This window comes from Bacteroidota bacterium (assembly GCA_016722375.1).
GTDB lineage: Bacteria > Bacteroidota > Bacteroidia > Chitinophagales > LD1 > Bog-950.
The window spans coordinates 246,810-263,026 of record JADKJG010000004.1 but is presented as its reverse complement, the minus strand read 5'-3'; the positions used below and the strand labels follow the sequence as shown (position 1 = coordinate 263,026).

13 protein-coding genes, 1 tRNA gene and 1 pseudogene are annotated in these 16,217 nt (G+C 42.4%); 9 read left to right on the top strand and 6 right to left on the bottom strand.

Annotated elements, in window-relative coordinates:
• Positions 1 to 160: 160 nt before the first annotated feature.
• Together IPP77_06615 and IPP77_06610 are read right to left on the bottom strand one after the other, a co-directional pair.
• Entirely contained in the window at positions 161 to 316 is a 156-nt protein-coding gene (locus IPP77_06615) for a hypothetical protein (protein ID MBL0309339.1), read from the bottom strand.
• Positions 317 to 460: 144 nt separating this feature from the next.
• Positions 461 to 640 carry a hypothetical protein gene (locus IPP77_06610; protein ID MBL0309338.1) on the bottom strand — a complete coding sequence of 60 codons (180 nt, stop codon included), beginning with the start codon at positions 638 to 640 and terminating at the stop codon, positions 461 to 463.
• Between the two features lie 474 nt (positions 641 to 1,114).
• Here IPP77_06610 and IPP77_06605 point away from each other — a divergent pair, with 474 nt between their 5' ends.
• The 3 genes from IPP77_06605 to IPP77_06595 all read left to right on the top strand — a co-directional run bounded on the left by IPP77_06605 (position 1,115) and on the right by IPP77_06595 (position 4,253).
• Positions 1,115 to 2,059 (top strand): carboxypeptidase regulatory-like domain-containing protein, encoded by a 945-nt coding sequence (locus IPP77_06605; GenBank protein ID MBL0309337.1) that lies wholly within the window; start codon positions 1,115 to 1,117, stop codon positions 2,057 to 2,059.
• A 373-nt stretch (positions 2,060 to 2,432) separates the two neighbouring features.
• The gene (locus IPP77_06600; GenBank protein MBL0309336.1) at positions 2,433 to 4,034 is read left to right on the top strand and encodes a transglycosylase SLT domain-containing protein; all 1,602 of its coding nucleotides are present in this window, start codon (positions 2,433 to 2,435) and stop codon (positions 4,032 to 4,034) included.
• Between the two features lie 146 nt (positions 4,035 to 4,180).
• Positions 4,181 to 4,253 (top strand) — tRNA-Lys (locus IPP77_06595).
• A gap of 178 nt (positions 4,254 to 4,431) precedes the next feature.
• On the opposite strand, the gene IPP77_06590 is transcribed toward IPP77_06595, so the two are convergent.
• Positions 4,432 to 9,099, bottom strand: a complete 4,668-nt coding sequence (locus tag IPP77_06590; protein ID MBL0309335.1) for a PKD domain-containing protein — start codon at positions 9,097 to 9,099, stop codon at positions 4,432 to 4,434.
• 422 nt (positions 9,100 to 9,521) lie between these two features.
• Positions 9,522 to 9,890, bottom strand: a complete 369-nt coding sequence (locus tag IPP77_06585; protein MBL0309334.1) for a winged helix-turn-helix transcriptional regulator — start codon at positions 9,888 to 9,890, stop codon at positions 9,522 to 9,524.
• An 889-nt stretch (positions 9,891 to 10,779) separates the two neighbouring features.
• Between IPP77_06585 and IPP77_06580 the strand changes: the two genes are divergently transcribed.
• The 4 genes and pseudogenes from IPP77_06580 to IPP77_06565 all read left to right on the top strand — a co-directional run bounded on the left by IPP77_06580 (position 10,780) and on the right by IPP77_06565 (position 14,840).
• Positions 10,780 to 11,871: a hypothetical protein gene (locus IPP77_06580; GenBank protein MBL0309333.1), complete on the top strand. Its 1,092-nt coding sequence runs from the start codon at positions 10,780 to 10,782 to the stop codon at positions 11,869 to 11,871.
• The gene (locus IPP77_06575) at positions 11,868 to 12,083 is read left to right on the top strand and encodes a hypothetical protein (protein ID MBL0309332.1); all 216 of its coding nucleotides are present in this window, start codon (positions 11,868 to 11,870) and stop codon (positions 12,081 to 12,083) included. Before IPP77_06580 ends, IPP77_06575 begins: the two co-directional genes overlap by 4 nt.
• 82 nt (positions 12,084 to 12,165) lie before the next feature.
• Positions 12,166 to 13,603 (top strand): annotated as a pseudogene (locus IPP77_06570) (Glu/Leu/Phe/Val dehydrogenase).
• 85 nt (positions 13,604 to 13,688) lie between these two features.
• The gene (locus IPP77_06565) at positions 13,689 to 14,840 is read left to right on the top strand and encodes an acyl-CoA dehydrogenase family protein (GenBank protein ID MBL0309331.1); all 1,152 of its coding nucleotides are present in this window, start codon (positions 13,689 to 13,691) and stop codon (positions 14,838 to 14,840) included.
• A 91-nt stretch (positions 14,841 to 14,931) separates the two neighbouring features.
• On the opposite strand, the gene IPP77_06560 is transcribed toward IPP77_06565, so the two are convergent.
• Both IPP77_06560 and IPP77_06555 read right to left on the bottom strand, forming a co-directional pair.
• The gene (locus IPP77_06560; protein ID MBL0309330.1) at positions 14,932 to 15,141 is read right to left on the bottom strand and encodes a hypothetical protein; all 210 of its coding nucleotides are present in this window, start codon (positions 15,139 to 15,141) and stop codon (positions 14,932 to 14,934) included.
• Between the two features lie 132 nt (positions 15,142 to 15,273).
• The gene (locus tag IPP77_06555; protein ID MBL0309329.1) at positions 15,274 to 15,711 is read right to left on the bottom strand and encodes a GNAT family N-acetyltransferase; all 438 of its coding nucleotides are present in this window, start codon (positions 15,709 to 15,711) and stop codon (positions 15,274 to 15,276) included.
• Between the two features lie 85 nt (positions 15,712 to 15,796).
• Here IPP77_06555 and IPP77_06550 point away from each other — a divergent pair, with 85 nt between their 5' ends.
• Entirely contained in the window at positions 15,797 to 16,009 is a 213-nt protein-coding gene (locus tag IPP77_06550; GenBank protein MBL0309328.1) for a hypothetical protein, read from the top strand.
• The gene (locus IPP77_06545) at positions 16,006 to 16,143 is read left to right on the top strand and encodes a hypothetical protein (GenBank protein ID MBL0309327.1); all 138 of its coding nucleotides are present in this window, start codon (positions 16,006 to 16,008) and stop codon (positions 16,141 to 16,143) included. The genes IPP77_06550 and IPP77_06545 overlap by 4 nt, the downstream gene beginning before the upstream one ends.
• Positions 16,144 to 16,217 lie beyond the last annotated feature (74 nt).

The window sequence follows — 16,217 nt, the reverse complement described above, 5'->3', positions numbered from 1 at the left end:
GAGAGCGCAGAGATGCAGAGCCTCGAATCTCTTAACTGTATTTTCTCTGTGTTCCCAGCTCCTCTGCGCCCTCTGCGCGAAATAAAGTCAAAAACAAAAGTCTCAAAGACTTTTGTAGTTTCAATATCGCTCATCCCTACGGGATTAGAAAAATGGATGTTCATTTTTCTACCAAAGGCATCAATCCTACGGATTGAAAACCACCATAAACAAACATTCGTGAATAGCATCCATCAAGTTCCGTAGGAACTATCTTTTGGTAGAAATAAATAGTCTCCACTGTGTAAGCTCCATCGGAGCCACCGAATGAATACATTTCACGCGGAGGGCGCAGAGATGCAGAGCCTCGAATCTCTTAACTGTATTTTCTCTGTGTTCCCAGCTACTCTGCGCCCTCTGCGCGAAATAAAGTCAAAAACAAAAGTCTCAAAGACTTTTGTAGTTTCAATATCGCTCATCCCTACAGGATTAGATAGATGGATATTCGCTTTTCTACCAAAGGCATCAATCCTACGGATTGAAAACCACCATAAGCAAACATTCGTGAATAGCTGCCATCAAGTTCCGTAGGAACTATCTTTTGGTAGAAGTAAATAACCCACTCTATACAAGCTCCATCGGAGCGACCGAATGAATACATTTCACGCGGAGAGCGCAGAGATGCAGAGCCTCAAATCTTTTTACTGAATCTTCTCTGTGTTCCCAGCTACTCTGCGCCCTCTGCGCGAAATAAAGTCAAAAACAAAAGTCTCAAAGACTGTATAAACTACAAAAGTCTTTAAGACTTTTGTAGTTTCAATATGCTTATTTTAGAAAAATACTACCAATTTGACAAAATGGCCACTCAATTTAATGAACAATATACACCCTTTGTCCGAATTGATAAAGAAAGTAAGACAAATGGTGTAGATTCTTCGATAAATTGCCTAGCTTTTTAATTAAATGTAGCTCTATGTTCAATATATTGTGTCCATACTTCATTATAGATGGTCATCAAATTTACATATTGCCTACATATTTTATTAAATTGTCAATAAAATTTGAAAATAACCTAAGTAATCAATGAAACCTTCCTTATATTTGCTTCGTATTAATAGAGATAAACGAACAAAACATGGGAACGACACAGGTAAATAGGCTTTATGGCGGCATCAAAGACTCGCGGATGGTGGAAGAGGCGCAAGTGATGCACGAATTATTTGTTGATGACACGGCAGATTTTATCGGCTTCGATGCCGATTTTGGCGGCAGTTTTGAAACAGATTTTCAGGCCAAACTTACGGCGGCGATGAACATCGAAACCGACGAAACGGTGCAAGACCAGATTCAACAGTTGACCGAAGAAATGCAAACCCGATGGGATGAATGCAAGGCGCAATATCAAAACGTAAAATATTTTATCGAAAAGGCTTTCCCGAATAAAAAATCGGTGTGGAACGAGTTCGGAAATGATGATTATAAAATCATGGATACACAGCAGAGCAAGGTCAATGAATTTATGACTGCCTTTATCGCCGCGCTCGGAAAATACAGTGTGGAGTTGGCGGCGGTCAATATTCCGGCTGGTGTCGTGTCCGATGCGACCTTGTCGCTCACCGCCTTTAATGTGGCCAACACGGCGCAGAACAAAGCCATCAAAGAGCGGCCTACAAAAACGCAGTCGCGCATTGGTGTTTATAATGATTTATGGATGGTGTTGCAGGTCATCAGCCGCGCCAGCAAAACACTTTATAAAGACGACTATGCCAAGCGGCACGAGTATTTATTGCCCGGTCCGTACAACAATATTCAAGAGGGCGATGAATTTAAGATAACCGGTGTGGTGAAGAATCTGGTGACCGGTGTGCCGGAAGAAGGTGTAGAGGTGAAACTGGCCAATGTAGATTTAGTAAGCGTTACAGACAGCACCGGTACCTTCGTCTTTGTGGACGGGGTGCCTACCGGTAACGATTCGCTGATTGCCACGAAGGAACATCATAAAACTGCTACGAAAAATATTGTCATCGAGGCACACAAGAAATTGGTGACCAACATAGATATAGAACCGGATAATACGTAGAGACGCAATATTTTGCGTCTGGGCCACGATAGACGTAATATATTATGTCTGTATTTTGCATTCGTGTAGAGACGCAAAATATTGCGTCTCTACACTGCGGCAGGGATAGAGCCAGCATCCTTTTTCTTTCCAAAATAATTTTAGAGTTAAGAAAAAGATATAGGCGAAAGCCCGGCTGCCGCCATCATCATTTTCCGGCCGATTTATTCGACTGTCGCTTATAGTTTACAGTGAAAATAAGTAAGCGTTCATAAAACTTTAACGATTAAAACGTAACCTTTTACCTTCGCGGACGGTTAAATAATATTAAGAGGCCGGGTTATGCAATAATCCGGACCTTGTTTTCGTTAAGTTTGTAGATAAATTATAGCTGATGATGAAACGTACATCTTTCAAGGGACTTTTGGCAATATTTTTGGGGCTGGCTTTTGTTCCAGCTTTTGGTAATAATGAGGGGTCGAAAGCCTCTTGCGCCACCGACCCGGTGATTATGATGCTGGACAGTATGTCCTATTCGCTTTTTACGCGCGATAAGTTTTTTGTGACGGACGAGCAGTTGGTGGCGAGTATTGATATGCCTCAAAGTGCTATTCCGCGGTTTACCGATAAGCAGATTGAGGAAAAGATGAGGCTGATTCCGTCTATGGTGCCGCTCCAATATAACAGCACGGTGAAGCAGTTTATAGATTTCTTTGCCTATAAGCGTCGTGGTTTGATGGCGCGTTGTCTGGCCAATTCGCAGATTTATTTTCCGATTTTTGAAGAGATATTGGATAGAAAAGGGATTCCGATTGAGTTTAAATATTTGCCGATTGTTGAGTCGGCTTTCAATCCGGTAGCGGTTTCGCGGGCGGGTGCTACTGGCTTGTGGCAGATTATGTATGGCACGGGCACGATGTTGGGGTTGAAGACCAATTCATACATTGACGAGCGCCGCGACCCGATAAAGGCGACGGAGGCAGCAGCAGATTATTTGTTGAAGTTGTATGAAATGTATGGCGACTGGCACCTAGTGTTGGCGGCGTATAATTCGGGGCCGGGGAATGTGAACAAAGCTATTGCCCGTTCGGGAGGTATCAAGAATTTCTGGGCGATTATGAATTATCTGCCGGCTGAAACGCGCAGTTATGTGCCTACATACATCGCGGCGGTGTATGTGATGAATAATTATGCAGATTATAAATTGGTTTCTGCCGAGCCGAGAAGAGAATTGTATATCGTGGATACGGTAGTGATTTCTGCCAAGGTGCGGTTGGAGCATATTTCTAACACGCTGAATATTCCTTTGGATGAATTGCAGTTTCTAAATCCGAGCGTTCGCGCAGGCATTGTTCCCTATACGCAAAATGGTTTTCCACTCAACCTTCCGGTCAAATACTTCACTTTATTTGAAGCAAAGGAAACTGAGATTATGGTGGACTCGGCTTTGATTATCAAAGAAATTCAACCGGTGTTCAGCATGGGTCGCACAGTGTATCACAAGGTGAAAAGCGGCGAAAGTTTAGGAAAGATTGCGGCTAAGTATGGAGTATCGGCCAGCACCATTAAAAGAGATAATCGTTTAAAAAGTTCGGCCGTATATAACGGACAAAAATTAAAGATTGTGATTCAGGCTGCAGTTACCGAATCGCCAAACTATGCACGGGCTTTTGCACCGAAGGTCATTGAACGGCCTTCAGAAATTCTGATGAGTGATTCAATTCAGGCGGCGATCATGACTGCGGACAGTATAGATCATGCGACTTCAGAAAAAGTGGAAGACACGGTTGAAACGGTTCAGGTGACTCAAAGCGCTCCGGCAATCACGATGGATAAAAGTTGCCATTGCGTGAAACACGTGGTGCAACCGGGCGATACGCTTTGGAGCATCGCCAATCGTTACGACGGCGTGAGCGTTGATAAACTCAAAGCAGATAACAGCAACGTTCTCAGCCGCCCGATCAGGGTAGGTGATGTGTTGAAGATTTTCATGTAGTCTTTGTTGGATATTTCAATCTCTGCGGTCCCCCATTTACCGGTGACCGTGGTTTTGTTTCTATTATCTGAAAAAAAATCATTTCTCTCTCTTATTTTTCATCAAAGAATCTATATTTGCGCCTCTTTTAAAAAGAAAAAAGGTTCGATTCTGTAGCTCAGCTGGTAGAGCAATACACTTTTAATGTATGGGTCTCGGGTTCGAATCCCGACAGAATCACTTGGAGTATTCAAAACCCTCTGAAATCAGAGGGTTTATCATTTGCAAACGGCAAACATGAATAAAGCCAGATTGCTTGACATCAACGCTATAAAGGTAACCCAGAATCCAGGGCATAGCTATATCTGAATGATGAATGACGTGTAGTTTATCTCTGAAAGATAAAAGAGCAAATGGTTTATCGAATCAGGGTGACGTTTCCTTGTTTCTCTATTAGCTGGCCGTTGGTGCATATTGCCTGAAGGGTATAGACAAAGGTGGCAGTGTTGCCGATTGTTCCACGAATGGAGCCGTCCCATCCCTGTCCGATGTCGGATGTTTCCCAAACGAGTTGTCCCCAGCGGTCAAAGATGCGGAAGAAGTTGAGTTGACTGATTCCGACGCCGCGCACGTAAAGCACGTCGTTGCGGTTGTCGCTATTTGGAGTAAAGGTATTGGGCACAAATACAGCGCTGTCATTGCAAGCCACGACATTAATATAAACCGAATCGCGTGCGACGCAGCCGTACTTGTTAGTTACATCTACATATACGTACTGCGAAACCCTAGGCGCAAACGATGGCCTGCGACAAAGAGTGCAAGAAAGAGAATCTATGCTAGGCGTCCAGGTATAAACCACATTGGAGCCGGAGGATGCCCAGAGATTAACAGTAGTCCCTTCGGTGACGGTCACGTTATCGCCCGCCTGAAGATCCGGGTAGGGAGAAATCAGAACATGGACGCTGTCCTTGTATGGTGTGCAGCCAGCACTGCTGATGCTGACAAAATAGGTGTAGTTGCCCGCCGGAGCCCGCATGATAGGATCAAAAATACCGGTAGCGTTGAGATATTTGGAAGGTGACCAAACAATAGAGGTATCGTTGATGGAAGCATTGAGCACCTGTGCGCGGAAACCGACGGCTTCACCTTCACAGACTAGCGTGTCGCGCGGCGACACAGTACCCGTTACGTTTTGGATGGGATAAACATTGACAACTTTGGAAATAGAACATCCAGTTTTGTTGAAAGCCGTTACGCGGTATTGCATAGTATCTGAAGGCCAAACTTTAGGATTGACCTTGTTTGAATCCTCCATGAACAATGGTGGACTCCAAACGGCAGTAGCCACACCGTTACCGGCGTTCAATTGCAGGGTGTCGCCCGGACAAATACGGAAGTCAATACCGGGAGAGAGGGACGGCAGCGGATCCACATTAATAGTTATGGTATCGCGAGCCACACAGCCGACACCGGAGGTGACGGTCACATAATAAGTGACGGTGTCGGGCGAAGAGCTAATGGGGTCAGCACAATCAATGCAACTGAGGTAATGAGGCGTTGGTTTCGATCTCCATAAATATCGGTCACCAGGGGTTAAATTAAACTGTACATAATTTCCCTCGCAGACCGTTGTATCGCTTTCTAAATTTGGATAGGGAAAGCTGCCTACGGTGATGGTATCTACCGGGTAAGCAACTGTGCAATTCAAGCTGTCGCGAAGAATATAGGTGGGGAAAAAAGTCCCGGAACTGTCATAAGTATAGCACACATTGGGAGCGACTTGGTGTCCAGTTAAATTGTCATAAGGTAAAACTACCCCGTTGCCCATATCTACAACAAGTGAGAATGTATTTTGCAGATTGCCACTGATACATACCGTGAGCGGGGTACAGCCGCTGTCGGTGCTGGCAGTAAAGTTTCCAATCGGTCCCCGGATTTTGATCCGGTCTTCATAGGTTCGGGTAACGGTGCAACCTCCGATTGAATCGGTCAAAGTAAGGCTCACATCGTAGTCCCCAGGATAAAAGAAAACATGGATAGGGTCAAAGGTGATGCTGTCAATTGGGTTCGGCTGATCATGGAAATCCCAAATAAACTTATAACCCGGACGCAGGGCAGAAGTATTGAAGAACCGAACCGGAAACGGCGGACAGGGGGCAAAGCCGGAGGTGTCGTAAAAATTCACATAAGGCTGCGAAACATTAATATTTCGACGTATAGTATCTGAGCAGCCAAAGGTATCGTTGACGGCAATCAAGGTTATAGTGTATATACCCATGTTAGTGAACACATGGGTGGGATCTATATCTGTAGAGAGATTACTCGAAGAGCTTGGATCGCCAAAGTTCCAGTACGAAACGTTTGAGTTAGTAGATAGATTAGTGAACGTCACCAAGTCGCCGGGACAAACAGCAGTATCGGAAGAAAAATCGGCATTTGTCTTTGCTGCGTGGACTGGACGGGTAACAGTTGCCGAACATCCTCTGGTATCAGTAGCGCGTAAGCGCGCTGTGTAATCGCCTAGATTATTGTAAGTATGGTTCGGGTTCTGAACTATTGAGGTATCAAAGGAACCTGTAGTAGGGTCGCCAAAAGTCCATAACCAGGAGTTGATGGTACCCATATAGGAGGCGCTTGTATCTCTGAATGTCGGGTTAAGCGGAACACAGCCGAAAGCGGGAATGGCCTCAAAGCCAACCGTAATTCCATATACCGTGATATAAGCCACCTTGCGCAGGGTATCCGGGCAATCGCCTCCTGGATTTATGACCAGCGTAACAGTATAACTGCCCGAACGGGTGAATATATGCGTAGGATTTTTTGACGAGGAGGTATTTGTACTGCTTGCGGTATCGCCAAAATTCCATCGCCAGGTATTAGAGTAAACCGAAGTATCGCGAAAGTGCACCGTGAGGGAACGACAGCCGGATAAAGTATCTGCTGTGAAGCCAATGGTTGAGACACCTACGTTAACCGTTTTGCGGAGGGAATCAACACAACCGGTAGCATTATTCTTAACGATGTGCAATACCGAATAAGTCCCCGCGGGAGAAAATTGGTGAATGTGAATGGAATCTGAAGGGCTGAAGGGACTAGGGCCGCTACCGAAATCCCAACTATATAAATCGGCTCCTTGTGATTTACTCTTAAATGTATCAATTAATGCATTTCCACAATTCGCCACAAAGTCAAAGTCAGCCTTGGGTAAAACAATGCAGACATATTGAGTCAGCGTGGTATCTGCTATACAGCCTTGACTAGTAATCCTAAGTCTAATATCATAGCAACCAGTATCTGAATAAGTTTTAGTCTTGGTTGGTGTAAATGGACCAGGAGGCCCAGCAGCGGCATTACTTTTTGGCAAATCAAAGAACCAGGTAAAAAGAGGTGGAGGATTGATGCCTGCTACATTGGTGGTATTAGTGAAAATAACCGGTTGGTCAATACATTGAATCAACGGATTGGCGGTAAACGAAGGCCTGATAGGTGACCCTACCTTAATAATTCTTGGAAACACAAAAGTATCCTTGCAACCCGAGCCATTGGTAACAATCAATATCGGTTTGTAATTTCCTGTTATACTGAATACATGGGTGGGACTTGCTACATTATCGTTAGCACCGTCACCAAATATCCAGTAATAACTTAGTGGAGCCTGTCCAATACTCGTATTGGTAAAACGCACGGAAAGAGGAGTGCAACCCGAATCAATACTTGTAGTAAAACGGGCGGTTACATCTTTAATCTTAATATAGTTCGTTAGGGTTTTCGTTACCGAGCAGCCCTGATTACTGGTAGCAGTAACTTTAACCGTAAAACTAGTGGCTGTAGTATAGGTATGAGATGAAGTAGGTCCGGTTGTGTTAACTGTCGGGGAACCATCTCCAAAATCCCAGGCGTAATTCGTAATAATCCCACTGCTGGGTACGGCAGTGAAGTTTACATTGAACGGAGCGGTGCAATTATATGTTTGGTTGGCACTAAATGTAAAATTAGGAGGAGGGAAAATGCATATAACATTAATTTTGGTAATAGTATCTCTACAAGTGTTATAGCGAATGATAAGCGTTACATCATAACACCCGGGAGTAGCATAACTTTTATTCGGACACTTGACGGTTGAGTGTGCTGAGCCATCACCCCAATCCCAATCCCAACTAGAGGCGAAATTTGATGTATCACAAAATTGTATCGGCACGCCCACACATCCACTGTCGTTTGCAGGTCTAAAACCAGCCACCAAGTCGGTGATTTCAATGCGAAAAAAGGAAGTGTCTTTGCAACCGTTGGCATCTTCTACCTCCACATAAGCGTTATAAATACCGTTGGGGTAAATATTGCTTATAGTAGCACTAGTAGCCGAAGTAGGCCCGACGACTCTCGGTGTGCCGGTCCCCAACACAAAAAATTTATACGTATAATCAGGAGTAGTTGGAGATGTAATAGTGGCAGTTAATACAACATTCCATGGTGCATTACATGAAAAAGCAGGGTTGGCTGTTAAAGTGACCCGAGGTCTTGGCCGGACAGCTATATAATTATCCTTAACGATTTTGGATTCACAACCATTTATGTCCCTAACAAATAAAGACACCCTATAAGAACCCGGATTATTATAACAGTGCGAGCCATTATAATTTGTGGTTGGGGAGGGATCCTGATAATCCCAAACCACTTGGCTTATGGCACTTTCACCGACAATAGTTTGGTTAGTGAAGGTGGCGCAGTGGGGTGAGCAGCCCGAGAGGTCGAAAGATACAAACTCTGCCTGCGGACCTCGATAAACGCGGATAAGAATAGACTCAGTACTAGTGTTCGTGCCGTCTGAAACTGAATGCACAACATTGTAAACACCAGGTGCAGTATAGGTATGAGTCAGGGTTCCACAGTTTTGTATTGGAGAAGTCCCATCGCCAAAATCCCACGAACATGACGTTGGGTTGCCGGTAGATACATCCTGAAAAGTTACCGTAAGCTTTCCACAACTTACAAGCGAATCGGCAATAGACAAAGCTTGTACCTGTGCCAAGACTCTGCCCTGAAACAAAATACCTCCAAAGAATAAGATGGTTAAAATTCTTTTCAATCGCTTTGTTTTATTCAATCTCGTTAATAATAGATGCTAATCAAACTGTATCCTGTTGCATCTGCTATCACTTTAGTTTTTCTCTTCAATATCTCAGAACAAAACCACGCAAAAATAACTGACCTTTATACGTACGGCAACCTCCCTGCAAAGTTACACGATGAAAATACAAAAAAGAATCCGTTTCAGAAAACTGTCGAAGATATTTATTCACATTTCAAATTCCGAATCGGACACACCAAAAAGCATCATTAATAATCGTTGCAATGATTTCAGGTGAAATGCCCACAAACACAAGAAAAATCACTCCTTTCTTGGCATTGATTAATGCAATTTCAGAATAATTATTATATCTGGTTGATTCAAAGAAAAACGCCGTGTTTGTGCGACACGGCGTTCAGCATTTTTGGAAAACCAATCTTTTACTTCACGGTTCTTTGAGCCAACGATTTTGCTAAATCATAGATTTCACCAATTCTTTTAGGATTCACAGAATAGAAAATCTGCTTTCCATTACGGCGCGTAGTGACTACTTCTGCTCTTCTTAAAATAGCCAGATGCTGAGAGCAAACGGATTGCTCTATCTTCATCTTCTTATATATATCAGTTACGATAGATTCACCGTTATCCTGAATGAGCTCCAATATCGTTTTTCTTAATGGATGATATAATGCCCTTAATGTTAATGCAGCACGTTTTATCGTACTTAATTCAACCGAAATTTTATCCGAACCTTTATCGGAGTTAATAACCAGTACCTGTTGCGGTAGTTTTGCTTTTTCATTTTTCATGTCTTATCAATTTTATTGATACAAAAATATAAATAAAATCGGGATGATTGTATAGAATTATCCTTTTCAATTCATTTAACAAATTAAACCGTAAAAAGATAGTAAGGGTTCATAATTCCTTCTAAGTTTCAATTTTGTAACGCACTCAACCAAAACGTATTTGTAAGAATTTAGCCATAATCATTGTACAGACTCCACAACTTTAGCTAACAAGCACCCATCTCTGGCTAACAGGGACCGAGTAGTAGCTAACAGGTACCGAATTGCCGATTACAAGGACCTATCTCTTGCTAACAGGGACCAAGTAGCTGCGAACAGGGACCAGTCTTTAGCTAACAGGGAGCGAATAGCAACGAACAGGCACCTATCTTTGGCTAACAGGGACTGAGTAGCTACGAACAGGTACCTGTCTCTTACTAAACGGTACCGAATAGTTAGAGATGGGTACCGAATAGACATAAGTCGGTCAAAAATGGAAAGAGAAGATGACAATTTGGCAAAGAACCGGATGAAACCGCAAAGTCTGAGACCTACTTATAGCTGCTCTTTTTATAACACATACTTTCAGACAATGATTATTTCCAAATTCACTAATATAGAAAGGCAGATACCAAGACGATAAAAATCAAGATTGTCCATGCCATAAGTTTCGCTTAAACCTAATGAACAAGCATTTTCGCTCTATCAAATACAACTCTACTAATGGCTATTATTTATTAGCGATTAAAGATTGTAAAATATATTGGAAACAATTTGTTACGGCACCTTACCATTTGAATATATTTGCCCCGTAAATTAATGCGGACGATACATGATTCGTAGGCGGAAAACATGGAATGATATACGTTCGATGAAAATCAGATCGCCAAAATAAAAGACTAATCAATAGATGAACTGGATTTATCAAAGGTGGTGGAAGTGGCTTTGTGCGGCACTGTTAGTATATGTATTAATAGGAAGTTTTTTTATCCCGCTAGGCCCGGGGATTACAAAAGTCCATCCGTCTATCATATATGCCGATACCTCTTATGTAATCCGAATCACCGGCTTTAATACACATTTCACCTCACACAAAGTGGGCAAACTGCAATTGTGGTTCAAAAATAAGAGCCGTTTTTATTCCCCCATCTCACTTCAGGTTCTCGACAACAAGACACTTTCCGCAACATTTGGTTTAAGTCAATTCCAAGCAAAAGATCTGGGCTCTTCAAACTTTGACGTCGTGATAAATGATGATGTGGATGGAACCTTTTCGTTACGCGATGCTTTAGTCTTAGTTAAAACAACTCGGGAAGATAGTTCATTCAAAAGTGGTGCTACGTTGTCAATACCGGAAGTAAACAACAACAAACATAATTTGACATGCTTCCCCTATCGAGAAATTTTATACGAAACAATCCGCAATACTTTCTTTCATGTTCCTATGTGGTTTGTAATGACCATGCTGGTATTTGCTTCATTCATCTGGAGTATTCTTTTCCTTATTAAAGGAGACCCAAAGTGGGATATGTATGCACATCAAAGCGTAATTGTAGCGTTGGTATTCAGTGCCTGTGGATACTTCACGGGCTTGGTCTGGGCAAAATACACTTGGTACATTGGGGTTGACTGGTTAGATGTTATTATGAAATTATTGCTGGAAGACATCAAAATGGCAGCGGCATTGGTAGCTATTATTTTCTACGTTGCATACATGGTCATTCGAAATTCATTTGCCGATAAGAAGAAAATCACTCGAATCGCCGCTATGTTTAACGTTGTAGCTTTTGTGGTATTTATCTTTTGTGTATTTGTACTTCCTCGATTGACAGATTCAATGCACCCCGGTAACGGAGGCAATCCAGCTTTCAGCAAGTATGATTTGGACAGCACTCTTCGGATGTTCTTCTACCCTGCTGTCATTGGTTGGATTCTTCTGGGCTTCTGGTTCTTATCTATTCTTATTCGAATGCAACTTATTCATCAAAAACAAATAAAATGAAACGATATATCCCTAGCCTCGCTTTAATCCTATGTCTATTCTTTGCTCATGCACAGGGCGATGCCGAATCCAACAGAGAACAATTTATTACTTGGGACTTGAAAATTTATGTGGTTTTGGCAGTACTTTTTATCATCCTTACCTTTCTTATAGTCTTTCTTTTCAACATAGAAAGAAGGTTGAAAACAATGGAACAAAAACAAAAGAGTTAATTAGTTAGAAATCATTTGGAAATTCGGAGGAAAAAGGCATCAATTTGCGTTCTCTTTTTTTTATAATAAAAACCTACAACTTATGGCTGAAAAAAGCAAAAAGATAAATTTGGAGAAACTAAGTTTCTCTGAAAGTGTATCCTATTATTTTGATAATGCGGCACCTTTTACCGGTGCCCCTAAAGGGCTGTTGGATCAAATCAAAGCATGTAATAGCATTTATAAAATGAATTTCCCGGTCAAATGGGGGAAAGAAGTTCGAGTGATAGAAGCGTATCGTGTGCAGCATTCTCATCACCGTACTCCGACCAAAGGAGGTATTCGCTATTCCATGCGTGTAGATCAGGATGAGGTGATGGCTTTGGCGGCGCTCATGACTTATAAATGTGCCTTAGTTGATGTGCCTTTCGGAGGTGCAAAAGGGGGAATAAAAATTGCACCAAGAGATACTTCACCTGAAATTTTAGAAAATATTACCCGTCGTTATACTGCAGAATTGGTAAAGAAAAATTTTATCGGCCCCGGTATAGATGTGCCCGCACCAGATTATGGAACGGGTGAAAGAGAAATGGCTTGGATTCTTGATACCTACATGACTTTGCGTCCTGGCGAACTGGATGGCTATGGTTGTGTCACCGGCAAGCCTGTTTCTCTGAACGGCATTAAAGGAAGAACCGAAGCGACCGGCAGAGGTGTGGTATATGCCCTGAACGAAGTCTGCTCATATAAAGAGGATATGGAGAAACTAGGTCTTGGTATCGGTTTGGAAGGGAAGCGCGTTATTATGCAGGGGTTAGGTAACGTGGGTTATCATGCAGCCAAATTCATTGTAGAGTATGGGGCAAAAATCATTGCTATTGCTGAAAGAGAAGGCGCGGTTATTAATGAACAGGGGATTGACCCTGATGAGGGTTTTAAACTACCGGAACTTAAAAGGAACAATAGAAGGATTTCCGAATGCAAAGTTTATCCCAGATAGCCTTCATGCTCTTGAACTCGAGTGCGACATTCTGATACCTGCAGCTTTAGAAAAACAGATTACCGAAGAAAATGCCCCTCGGATAAAAGCAAAAATTATTGCTGAAGCAGCCAACGGACCGGTTACTCCTGTGGCAGAAGCAATCCTTGATCAAAAGGGAGTGATGATTATCCCCGATATCTATACCAATGCAGGAGGTGTCACGGTTTCTTATTTCGAATGGCTCAAAAATCTTTCACACGTTCGTTTTGGCAGAATGCAAAAGCGATATGAAGAAAAACATCAGAAAAATTTTATCACACTGGTTGAGGAGTTGACAGGAACAAAAGTAGATGCTAAAAGAATTGAAAAATTGATTCACGGTGCCGATGAAATTGATTTAGTAAATTCAGGTTTGGAAGACACCATGATTGTGGCCTATCGCGCTATCCGCGATTTCAAGATCAATAATAAGGATGTCAAAACCCTGCGGACAGCTGCCTTTGCTGTAGCAATCAATAAAATTCGCGATAGTTATTACGCAATGGGTATTTTCCCTTAAACAATTATATACACAGCACATTTGAAAAGCCGTTAACTAATCGTTAACGGCTTTTCTTTTATCATTGCCGCTCTAATTCAAAATAATGATTGAAAGAAATGTTTACACCGATGAGCACATCATGTTTGCTCAATCTGTTCGCGATTTTGTAGCAAAGGAAGTGCTGCCATACAATGCTGAATGGGAAAAAAACAAAATGGTTTCTCGCGAAAGTTGGCTAAAATTTGGGGAGGCAGGATTTCTTTGTCCGCAGGTGGACGAGCAATACGGCGGATTAGGCATTAAAGACTTCCGATACAACGCACTCATCTTGGAAGAACTTGCCCGAACCGGAAGCGCTGGCCCGGCAGTAGGTTATCCTTTGCACAATGATATTGTTTGTCCCTACATCGAGAAATATGGGAATGAAGCCACCAAAAAGAAATATTTACCAAAAATGGTTTCTGGTCAAATGATTTCGGCCATCGCCATGACGGAGCCAGGAGCGGGTAGTGATTTACAGAATATCAAAACTGTCGCAGTGGACAAAGGTGACCATTACCTCGTTACTGGTTCGAAAACTTTTATCACCAACGGGTATCTATGCGATCTGGCTGTAGTAGCGATCAAGACAGACCCAACCAAAGGAGCCAAGGGGATTTCATTGTTTCTAATGGAAGCAGCTTGGAAAGGATTCACCAAAGGGAAGCCTTTGGAAAAAATAGGTCTTCATGCACAAGACACCTGCGAACTATTTTTTGAAAATGTAAAAGTCCCTAAAGAAAATTTGCTCGGAAAAGTAGGTGAGGGCTTCGCTTATATGATGACTGAGCTAGCGCAGGAGCGCTTGATTGTAGGTTTAATGGCAATTGCCGCTGCAGAGGGCGTTTTAGAAAGCACCATTCAATACACCAAAGACCGCAAAGCTTTCGGGAAATCAGTTTCGGATTTTCAAAACACCCGTTTCAAACTGGCGGAACTGAGTACTGAAATAAGTATCGGCCGCGTTTTTGCGGACCGTTGCCTCGAGCTGCATAATCAAAAGAAATTAGATGCGGCAGCTGCCTCCATGTGCAAATACTGGCTCACCGATTTGCAAGGGAAGGTGGCCGATGAATGTTTGCAGCTTCACGGAGGCTATGGTTATATCCTGGAGTATCCCGTGGCTCGCGCTTGGGCAGATGCCCGCGTACAGCGCATCTATGCCGGCACCAATGAAATCATGAAAGAGCTGATTGCGAGAAATGTATTGAAATAGATACCTTCCTTAAAATTCAAAAACCCCACCGTTACCGATGGGGTTTTCTTTTTCTGTTCTTCAGCCTGCCTCGCGGCGGTCCAATAATTTTCTAAGCAGCAATCTCAATCACTACAGGCGGTTCATACGCTTTGCATTCTCGCTCGTCATGATAGCCCTTGATGTAGGATTTATTGCAAAGAATTTCAAACTCATCCAGTTCCAACAACATAGGATTTGGAAAGGGTTGATCATAAAATCCATTCGTAAAATCCAGACGACCTTTGTCGTAATAATAATCTTTAGCCTCTGTTGATGCCATAATTCCGATTGTTTTTTTAGTTCCTAAATAATAGCTTGTTCTGGCCTGCATGATCAAACCATACGGGTTGCTATATTTTACGCAACCAAGTCAAAATTGTTTCAGTCTGCCATGAAAAAGATGGAAAGGAATTCAAGACAAACCCTTTTCCATGATATAATGCGAGAGACCAATCTCCAAAAATTCATCGCTCACCAATTGGTATCCCATACTTAGATAAAATGGTACTGCTTCCTTCCGGGCATGACAATACATCGTGTGGCATTCATTTTCAACGGCATACTTTTCAGCCGCATTTGACAAGTGCATTCCTAGCCCTATTCTCTGATGAGCTTCACTCACCGCAACCTGTCTCATTTTCATCCTTCCTCCTCCTGATTCAGAAAGAATCAAACAAGCAACTATTTCACCATCGGCAAACAATCCAAAATGAATATCTGGCTTATCCTTCTCCAATTCATCTCGTGTAAACTTCAACCCCAAAGGCTTTCGCAAAACCTCATCGCGCAAAGCCAGAGCATGTAGATATTCCGGTGCATTGAAAAAAAACATTCTTATCTCTATATCCATATCATACAACAAAACAAGATTTTCTTTTTACGTTTACGCCGAAATCATCCTACTTATTTTATTTTCGAATTAAAATGAAACAAAAATGAAACAATACCTTTCACTCGCTCTTATCCTGATCTTTACCGTAGCCAATTCTTTCTCACAAACCAAAGACAACTCCCCTGAAGCTCAGGCAAAAGCGATGGTGAGCAAAGTACACAAAGCTATTTTCTACAAGGTGACGAATGGACGAATGTCAACAACGCCTTCACTACCTACTACAAAGAAATCGAATCTATCAAAAATCAAAAAGTGATTGAAGCCACTAGTGCTCAAGTCAAAATCAATACCTTAAGAACCGAACTAAACGAAAAGCTTACCGCTGCTCTCAGCGCCGAACGCATGAGAATATGGACTGCCTATAAGGAAAAAGAAAAGATAGAAGAATAGTATTTCTTTCCATACAAAAGAAAGCCGGGGTAATTTTCTCTCTGGCTTTCTTAGTTTATCGAGGTGCTTGCACT

Bases quoted from the DNA above. Each gene is read 5' to 3' on its own strand.
- IPP77_06615 (MBL0309339.1), bottom strand. From the start codon at position 316: ATGTATTCATTCGGTGGCTCCGATGGAGCTTACACAGTGGAGACTATT.
- IPP77_06610 (MBL0309338.1), bottom strand. From the start codon at position 640: ATGTATTCATTCGGTCGCTCCGATGGAGCTTGTATAGAGTGGGTTATT.
- IPP77_06605 (MBL0309337.1), top strand. From the start codon at position 1,115: ATGGGAACGACACAGGTAAATAGGCTTTATGGCGGCATCAAAGACTCG.
- IPP77_06600 (MBL0309336.1), top strand. From the start codon at position 2,433: ATGATGAAACGTACATCTTTCAAGGGACTTTTGGCAATATTTTTGGGG.
- IPP77_06585 (MBL0309334.1), bottom strand. From the start codon at position 9,890: ATGAAAAATGAAAAAGCAAAACTACCGCAACAGGTACTGGTTATTAAC.
- IPP77_06580 (MBL0309333.1), top strand. From the start codon at position 10,780: ATGAACTGGATTTATCAAAGGTGGTGGAAGTGGCTTTGTGCGGCACTG.
- IPP77_06575 (MBL0309332.1), top strand. From the start codon at position 11,868: ATGAAACGATATATCCCTAGCCTCGCTTTAATCCTATGTCTATTCTTT.
- IPP77_06565 (MBL0309331.1), top strand. From the start codon at position 13,689: ATGATTGAAAGAAATGTTTACACCGATGAGCACATCATGTTTGCTCAA.
- IPP77_06560 (MBL0309330.1), bottom strand. From the start codon at position 15,141: ATGGCATCAACAGAGGCTAAAGATTATTATTACGACAAAGGTCGTCTG.
- IPP77_06555 (MBL0309329.1), bottom strand. From the start codon at position 15,711: ATGGATATAGAGATAAGAATGTTTTTTTTCAATGCACCGGAATATCTA.
- IPP77_06550 (MBL0309328.1), top strand. From the start codon at position 15,797: ATGAAACAATACCTTTCACTCGCTCTTATCCTGATCTTTACCGTAGCC.